The sequence below is a fragment of the Moraxella oculi genome (genome assembly GCF_023336735.1).
Lineage (GTDB): Bacteria > Pseudomonadota > Gammaproteobacteria > Pseudomonadales > Moraxellaceae > Moraxella > Moraxella oculi.
In genome coordinates, this window is the sequence record NZ_JAMBAQ010000018.1 from 20,363 (window position 1) to 28,325 (window position 7,963).

The 7,963-nt window shown below is 44.1% G+C and carries 2 protein-coding genes; one reads left to right on the plus strand and one right to left on the minus strand.

From position 1 onward, the window contains the following. Positions 1 to 63: 63 nt before the first annotated feature. On the minus strand, positions 64 to 1,995 hold the full coding sequence (locus M2R47_RS08090; protein WP_249101515.1) for a ShlB/FhaC/HecB family hemolysin secretion/activation protein: 1,932 nt from the start codon (positions 1,993 to 1,995) through the stop codon (positions 64 to 66). Positions 1,996 to 2,374: 379 nt separating this feature from the next. On the opposite strand from M2R47_RS08090, the gene M2R47_RS08095 reads away from it, so the two are divergent. After that, the coding region (locus tag M2R47_RS08095; protein ID WP_249101517.1) for a two-partner secretion domain-containing protein at positions 2,375 to 7,963 on the plus strand (5,589 nt) is incomplete at its 3' end.

Consider the following 7,963-nt stretch of genomic DNA (forward strand, 5'->3'; position numbering starts at 1 on the left):
CCCATAAAAAAACCACCGGCCAAGCTAATTTACCTAACTGATGGTTTTGATGTCAACTTGCGTTTAAAAAATCATCCCCAAGCTTACACCACTCACCCAATCTTTATCTGAAAAACCTGTGGGCTCACTGATTGCTTTTGAGGTGAAGATGTCGTAATTAAAACTTAGGTAGGGGTTATTTGTATTTGGCGTATATTGTCCTTTGATGCCAATGAAAGCACCTGCTAGATGTTGTCCAAGCAGTAGCTCATTTTGGCTTTTGTTGTGATTGGTGATATAGCCTGCGTCCAATCCTAGATAAATGGCATGGTTTGATTGGCTGTTTGCTTTTTGCTGATTTAGAAAGCTTGGATAAAAGCTGATATCTTGTCTTACTAAGATACCATTATCCGCAGATAATGAACGCTCACCATCAAAACCTCTGACGGTGTATCTGCCACCAATGGCCATCTTTAAATCTGGTGTTAGACTGTCTGTGGCGTATTGGGCTTTGAGCGTGGTGCTGTGGATGATGGGCAACGGCTTATTACCTATGACTGGATTGTATCTGCTGGTTAGACCCAAGTTTAGCTGATAGATGCCAACACGAGCTGAGCCTTCATCAAACATCTCCTCTGGTGCGGGCAGTGCATTAAAAGCGGCTGTGCCTCGTTTATAAGATATATCGGTGCTAAGGCTATGCTTGGCTTGTTTGCCAAAAGTGGTCTCATGGCTGATGCCAAATAAATAACCTGCGGTTTTACGGGTTTGTACATCAATGAGGGTACCATCAATATCATTTTGTTGGGATTTGACATATCCGCCAGCGTACACATGGCTTTTGCTATGAGCATCTCTGTGTATTAGATGAGACAGCTTAGCGTTGTACCCACGAGAAGTACCACCATAGATATAATCTTGGGTACTACCTGCTACAGTTTGATGATAGGTGTAGCGATTGGCAGTTAGTTGCAGTACGCTGTTTTTAATCGGTAATATGAAGCCTGCCCCATAATTCTTAGAGCCCTTGCTCTTATCAGACGGATAGTCTTTGTCATCATTGATTTGATTACCCAAATCTCGCCCAAAGCTTAAATAGAGCAAATCATTGTAATTGGCTAGATTATCCACACTCAAAGTAGCTACGCCTTGATATTTCCCTGTGGATTTGGAGCCTGAATCATCAATGCTTAGACTGCCACGAATGCGGCGATGCTGAGTATAATCAATTAAAATATCACTAAAGCCAAGGGTGTTGATGGCGTTATCTGCTGATGGATTTAAACCAGTATGACTTGGCGCAATCTTAAAATTGGCATCAGCACTTGGCACGCGTTTAAAATTCTCAAGCGTAGTTTCTAAATCACGAATGTTTAATAGCTTGCCTGTTTGCGTGGTGAGTGCTGTGTCTAAAATGGCAGGATAAGCCCTATTTGTCTGTTTAACATAGACAGGTACTTTGCTATCCGCTGTATTCACCACCACCTGAGCAATCTTACCAGGGATTAGGGTTAATCTTAGCTCACCACCTGCCAAATTCTGATCACCAACCATAATACGACTGGTGACATAGCCTTGTTCAATCAAGCGGTTTTGCACACGAGTAGCAATAGCATTGATGTCAGTGGCTGTCATACACTTGCCTAATACACTGCTGCTGCCCATGATTTCAGGTATGAGTGCAAAGCCAAGCTTGTCTGCAAAGATGAGATCATCTTGGGATAACACCGAATAACCCATCTTATGAATATCAAAACAAATGGCATTATCTGCTGTTGGTTGTTCTTGGATTTGGGTGGTGGTATCAGTGGCAGCTATATCTACCACCACTTTTGGATTTGGCACCAATTGCTCTAGCAATGCCTGATTGCGAGCATCTTGAGTTTGGATTAGGGTTTGGTTGTTGGTGTTGGCAATCAAGAAATCATCCGCCGCTTGTGCGGTATTGATTTGTGATATGACTCCTAAAGCAATCCAAGTGGTTAGGGTTAACGGTTTTAAACAAAAGCGTGTCATGGCCATCCAATCAGTATTTAAAGTTACCCGATTGTAACTTATGAATTTGTTGATTGCAAGATGCTTTATTTAGATTTTATCATCATTTGATTTATCTTAAAAAATTAAATCATTTTTAAATATTGTGATTATAAACAGAATTGCATAGTAACCATAGATGCTGATTAGTATCATAAAACAAAAAGCGATTCGGGTATGCAGAGTAACTTTTAAATAAATTTAAAAAATAAAAATTAAATTTTAAATAGATAAGACTTTATTTTTAAGAATACCTGTGCTAGTATCCACACAATATTACTGCTTTGTTGCTAAGAATTGGTAAACTGGCAGATGCGTTGGATGATTAAAAGTAGAATCTGGTTGTATAAGTGGGTGTATTATGAACCGTTTTTGTTATCGTGTGATCTTTAGTAAAAGTCTAGGAAGACTTGTGGTGGTTTCTGAAAAGACAAGATCGCAAGGCAAATCTGACAACCCTAGCATGGGTGGTAGCACGACACCATCATCTGGATGGGGCTTTGGCTTAAAAACTCTTTCGCTATCACTTCTTCTTAGCCTAGGCTTGACAGCCCATGCCAACACCCCCACCACCATCATTGCAGACAAATCCGCCGATAAAGCCTTACAGCCGATTGTATTAAATACCGCAAGTGGTGTTGTGTCTGTTAATATCGCAACCCCCAATGCTCGTGGCTTATCCAATAACCATTACAGCCAGTTTGATGTGGGTAGTACAGGCGCTGTATTAAATAACAACCGTAAAGCAGTGGGCACCCAAATCGCAGGCTTTGTGGCAGCTAACCCCTATATGGCTCGTGGGGAAGCTTCTACCATCTTAAACCAAGTCAATTCCAATAATCCAAGTTATTTAAACGGCTTTATTGAAGTGGCAGGTAAAAAGGCGGATGTGATCATTGCCAATCCATCAGGCTTGGTGGTCAATGGTGCTGGGTTTATCAATGCTGGCAATGTACATCTGGCAGCAGCAAACAGCCAAGTTAATCAAGGGCAAGTGACAGGTTATGAAGTTGGCACAGGTCATATTGCCACCCATGGCAAATTAAACCTGCAAGGTACAGATTATGCGGCACTCGTTGCCAAAGCTGTGCAGATTAATGATGAAATCTATGCAGGGTATAAGCTGGATGTCATTACAGGTGAAAATCAGGTCAGCCTACAAGATGGCAACTTCAATCAGTTATCAGCCGTTCATCAAAACAATGGTGTCAGCAGTGCAAGCCAGCAAGGTGTCGCTCTAGACATCTCAAATCTGGGCGGGATGTACGCAGGTAAAATCCATCTGATTGGCACTTCCAGCGGCTTTGGGGTCAATAACCAAGGGGTCATCACAGCAACCGGCAATGGAAGGCAGCTTGGCACAGGTACACTCACGCTAGATAGTCAAGGCAATCTTGTTAATACTGGTAAAATCCTAGCCAAAGATGCTGTCATCATCAACACCTATGATAACACCACTCAAAACAATGGCACCTTGTTAAGCGAACAAGCTGATATTACCATCAATACCGCAAGTCTTAATAACACAGGCATCATTCACAGCAGCCAAACTGCCAAGATTGCAGCCAAAGAAGCGATTGAAAACCTTGGCAGTATTTATGGCGGTGTTTTGCAAGTTCATACGGATAAGCTTAATAACACCGGTCAGCTTATCCAAACTGGTACAGGTAAGCTTGATATCACCACCGATACACTCATCAACACCGATAAAGCTGTAATCGGTCAAAGTCTGTATGAGCAAACCAGCATCCCCACACCTTCTACCCCAAGCAGTGATCAAAGTGCTGGCAGTATTAGCAGTGAGCCAACAGATAATACAGCAACCAACCCACAGCCACCTACTTTAAGTGACTCTGGTTCAAACTCGCAAACCAAACCCATCCCAAATGCTCGTGGTCATATCATTGCTACCAACAGTATTCACAACACCGGCAATCAAGCACTCATCACCGCCACAGGTGATATTAGTATCACCGCCAATCAGACAAAGAACACCAATCAAGCATCCATTGACGCACAAACCTTAAACACCAAGACTCTTACCAACACCGACAGTAAAATCGCCTTAGATGATATTAATTGGCAATTAACCAGCTTTGACAACAGCAAAGGCGATATTAGCGCCAAAGATGGTATGGTGATTGAGAGTGGGTCTGATATTGTTAACGCAGGTGGCAGCCTGACAAGCGGCGGTGATATGACGCTTGTTGCCAAAGACAACATCATCAATCAAGGCGGCAGCATCACCGCAGCAAAGCAAGCAGATATCACTGCTAAAGAATTACAAAATGGCGGCAGTATCACGGCTGATACCCTGACCATCACACAACAAGCCGACTACACCCATACGGATGATGACAAGCTGATCGCAAACAATCTCACATTAACCACTGATGGCAAGCTGATTAACCAAAGCCAACTGACTGCTAATCAAGATTTGACGCTGAATGCCAAGCACATTGACAACAGTCAAGCAGGTAGTATTACAAGCGGTAATCACACACAGATTACTAGCCAAACCAGCATCAATAACCAAGGTTTAATCAATGGCGAAAAAACGCTTGTTCAAGCTATAAAAACCATTGACAATCTTGCTGGCGGCCGTATCTATGGCACACACCTTGCCATACAAGCCGACACCCTAAACAACACCCCAGCCAACAAAGCCAGTGATACCGACAGCCATCACACCGCCCCAGTCATTGCCGCAAGACAGCGTCTGGATATCGGTGTCAACACCTTAAACAACAACCCCAATCCTGACAGAGAAGGCAAATTCAACGAAGATTTCGACAATCAAGCTTTAATCACAAGTCTTGGTAGTCTGCACATTGGCGGCAATCTAGACGACAATCATCACGCCACAGGCAAAGCACAGACAGTGGTCAATAAAGGTGCGACGATTGAATCGGCAGGACAGATGCAGGTTGACACCAAAACCCTGCTAAACACCAATGCTGACTTTAAAAAGCATACGGTTAAGGTAGAGGAAGAATCTGTTTATGGACAAACGCTTTACCGCGCTCACGAACAAGCTGCCACCATCCCCACCGCCCAAAAGAGCACTGATGTTACTGATTTGGGCAACAGGCCAATGGCTGGTTTATTTGACTGCCCTGAAGGTAGCGATTGCATCATTAACTATGACAATAACTCTGCCATATGGGAATACTTTAAGATTGAGCCACCCAAACAGCCTATTCCCAACATCAAGCCCAAAGACCTGTTAGATGCACCTGACTTACCAAAAGGCAAGACCGCTCAAAGCTGTGCTTTGGCAGGTGCAAACAATCAAGCGTGTACCCAGTACAACAAAGAGTTGGCGAATTACACCAAAGTCATGGGACCATTATTGCAATGGGAAGAGGATAACGCCGCTGCCATTGAAGCGTTAGAACTGGCTATCAGGGAATATAATCGCCAATTTGCCACAAATAAAAGCGATGTTGATTTAGCCCTAAACATCTACACCACCGATGAAGCAAAACTTGCGCCAACCAGCAAAAAAGGTGCGCCTGATGGGGCTTTATATGTCAAAGACGCCAGTGGCAATTTCCACTTCGTTACCGAAGAGGTGGATGTCATTACTACTGACTTTGTCGTCTATGAAGATAAAACCCTAGCTTCTGACCCTGCTCGTATGGTAGCAGGACAAAATCTTATCATCCATGGCGACACCTTAATTAACGATAAAAGCCAAATGAATGCGGGTAATGGCTTTGCAATCATTGGTGATACCGTGATTCAAACACCTGACAATGGTTTGTATGGCGAAAAAACCAAAGTCACCGAAAATGGTCGCTTTACAAGATATACTGTACACTCATCAGCTGGTGGTCGTCGTCATAAACGTGTACCTAATGGTGGTGGTAGCTTTACGCAATCCTTTGCACCACTAGCAACTTATGAGCTCCCCATCCTAAATGCTGCCATCAATACCACGCCAAATAGCACCAGCATTGACAAGCCAGCCACAGGCAGTGATTTCTCTGTAATCATTGATGTCAATGACAACACCCTCACCATTCCAACATCAGCCCTATACACCATCAATGCAGATAATCCTAATCAACCACTGATTCAAACTGACCCTGCTTTTACCAATTACAAACAGTGGCTATCCTCTGATTATATGCTAAAAGCATTACAATCAGACCCAAATCACATCCATAAACGCCTCTTTCATGGCTATGGTGAGCAACAGCGTATTAAAGATCAGTATTATCTACTGACAGGCAGACACATCAATACCGATTACCGCAGTAATGAAGAAGCCTTTAAACAGCTGATGGATAATGGCATCGCATCAGCCAAACAGTTCGGCTACACGCTTGGCACCGCACTCACGCCTGAGCAGATGGCAAACTTAACCACGGACATCGTCTGGCTGGTCAAACAACCAATTACGGTCGTCACCAAAGACAAAGATGGCAATAGCATCACCAAAACCCAAGACGCCTTAGTACCCAAGCTGTATCTGCGTTCTGCCAATATTGCGACAGGTGCACTTACCCCTGATGGCAGATACAGTGCTGTCTCAGCAAGAAATATCAACATGCAGCTGACTGGCGATCTTGACAATAATGGCAACCTCATCGCCAAAGACACTGCTGCCATCACCGCAAACAATGTCAATAACACAGGCGTTATTGATGGCAACTTTGTCGCCATCAAAGCAAACAATGACATCACCAATCATGGCACCCTACACGCAAACAGTGCCATGAGTCTTGATGCTGGCAACCAAATCATCAACCAAAGTCTAACCACCACCCAAACAAACACACAAGATAAAAGTAGTTCAAGCAGAACTGACCTAAGCCAAATCGCCACCATCAGTGTTGGTGAGGGCTTAAAAGACAAAACTGATGAAAACGGCAAACCATCAACCACCCTAAGTCTGCGTGGCAATCAGATCATCTATCAAGGTGCCACATCAGACAACGCAGGCGGTAATACCCAAATGAGCGCCGAAAATGGCATCGACATTGGCACTGTTACCGCAAGCAACCACATCAGTGCTGTGGCAGATGACAATAATTACTTTAAGTACAATCAAACTACGGATGTGGGTTCAAACATCACAAGTGCTGGTAACACCATCATCACGACCACGGGCAAAAACGCAGACATTAACATCCAAGGCTCAAGCGTACAGTCGGAAGGTGTGACTGCTGTTAAGGCGACCGGTGATGTACGCATGACTGAGGGGCGGCAAACACAGAGTGTAGAGAGTGAAAGTTTACACACCAATCGCCGCTTAACAGGCAGTAAGACCGAACAGTCCAGCTTTGAGCAGCACAGCAGCACCAGCATAAAAAATCAGGTGGGTGGCAATCAAGTTGTCATCAGCGGTGTCAATACTACTTTGATGGCAACTGAAGTATTGGCGGATGGCGATATTCTTGTTAAAGCCGACAAACAGCTTAGCATTGGCTCTACCACAGACAGTCTAAGTAGCCACAGTAGCGAGCAAACCACCAAAAAAGGCATATTTACCACCGCACCCGCCTCAGTGACCCTAGGCAAACAGCACACTCGTCAAGAAAACAGCCATGAGCAAACCACCTATACAGGCTCATTGATTGGCACCACAGGGGGTAACATCCGCCTTGAAGCTGGTGATGACATCAATATCATCAATAGTGACATCATCGCTCAAAAAGATGCGATTGATGCCAATACAGGTAATATTTTATTTAAAGCCCAAGCTGTAGACATCACAAGCCAAAATATCCAAACCAGCAATCAATCACACTTCTTACAAAAAACCACAGGGGTGACTGCCGGTGTTTCAAGCAGTGTTGTGAGTGATGTACAAAGCATTAAAACTTTAAAAGACGCCACCCAAGACACCGACTCTCGCCGTGCCAAGCTCATGGGGACTTTAGCAGCTGCATCTAAAGTACGCACCCTCGCTCAAAATCTACAAAACGGCAACCTAGGCAGC

What these genes read in the sequence shown, in the direction of transcription:
- M2R47_RS08090 (WP_249101515.1), bottom strand. Translation starts at nt 1,995, where the DNA reads ATGACACGCTTTTGTTTAAAACCGTTAACCCTAACCACTTGGATTGCT.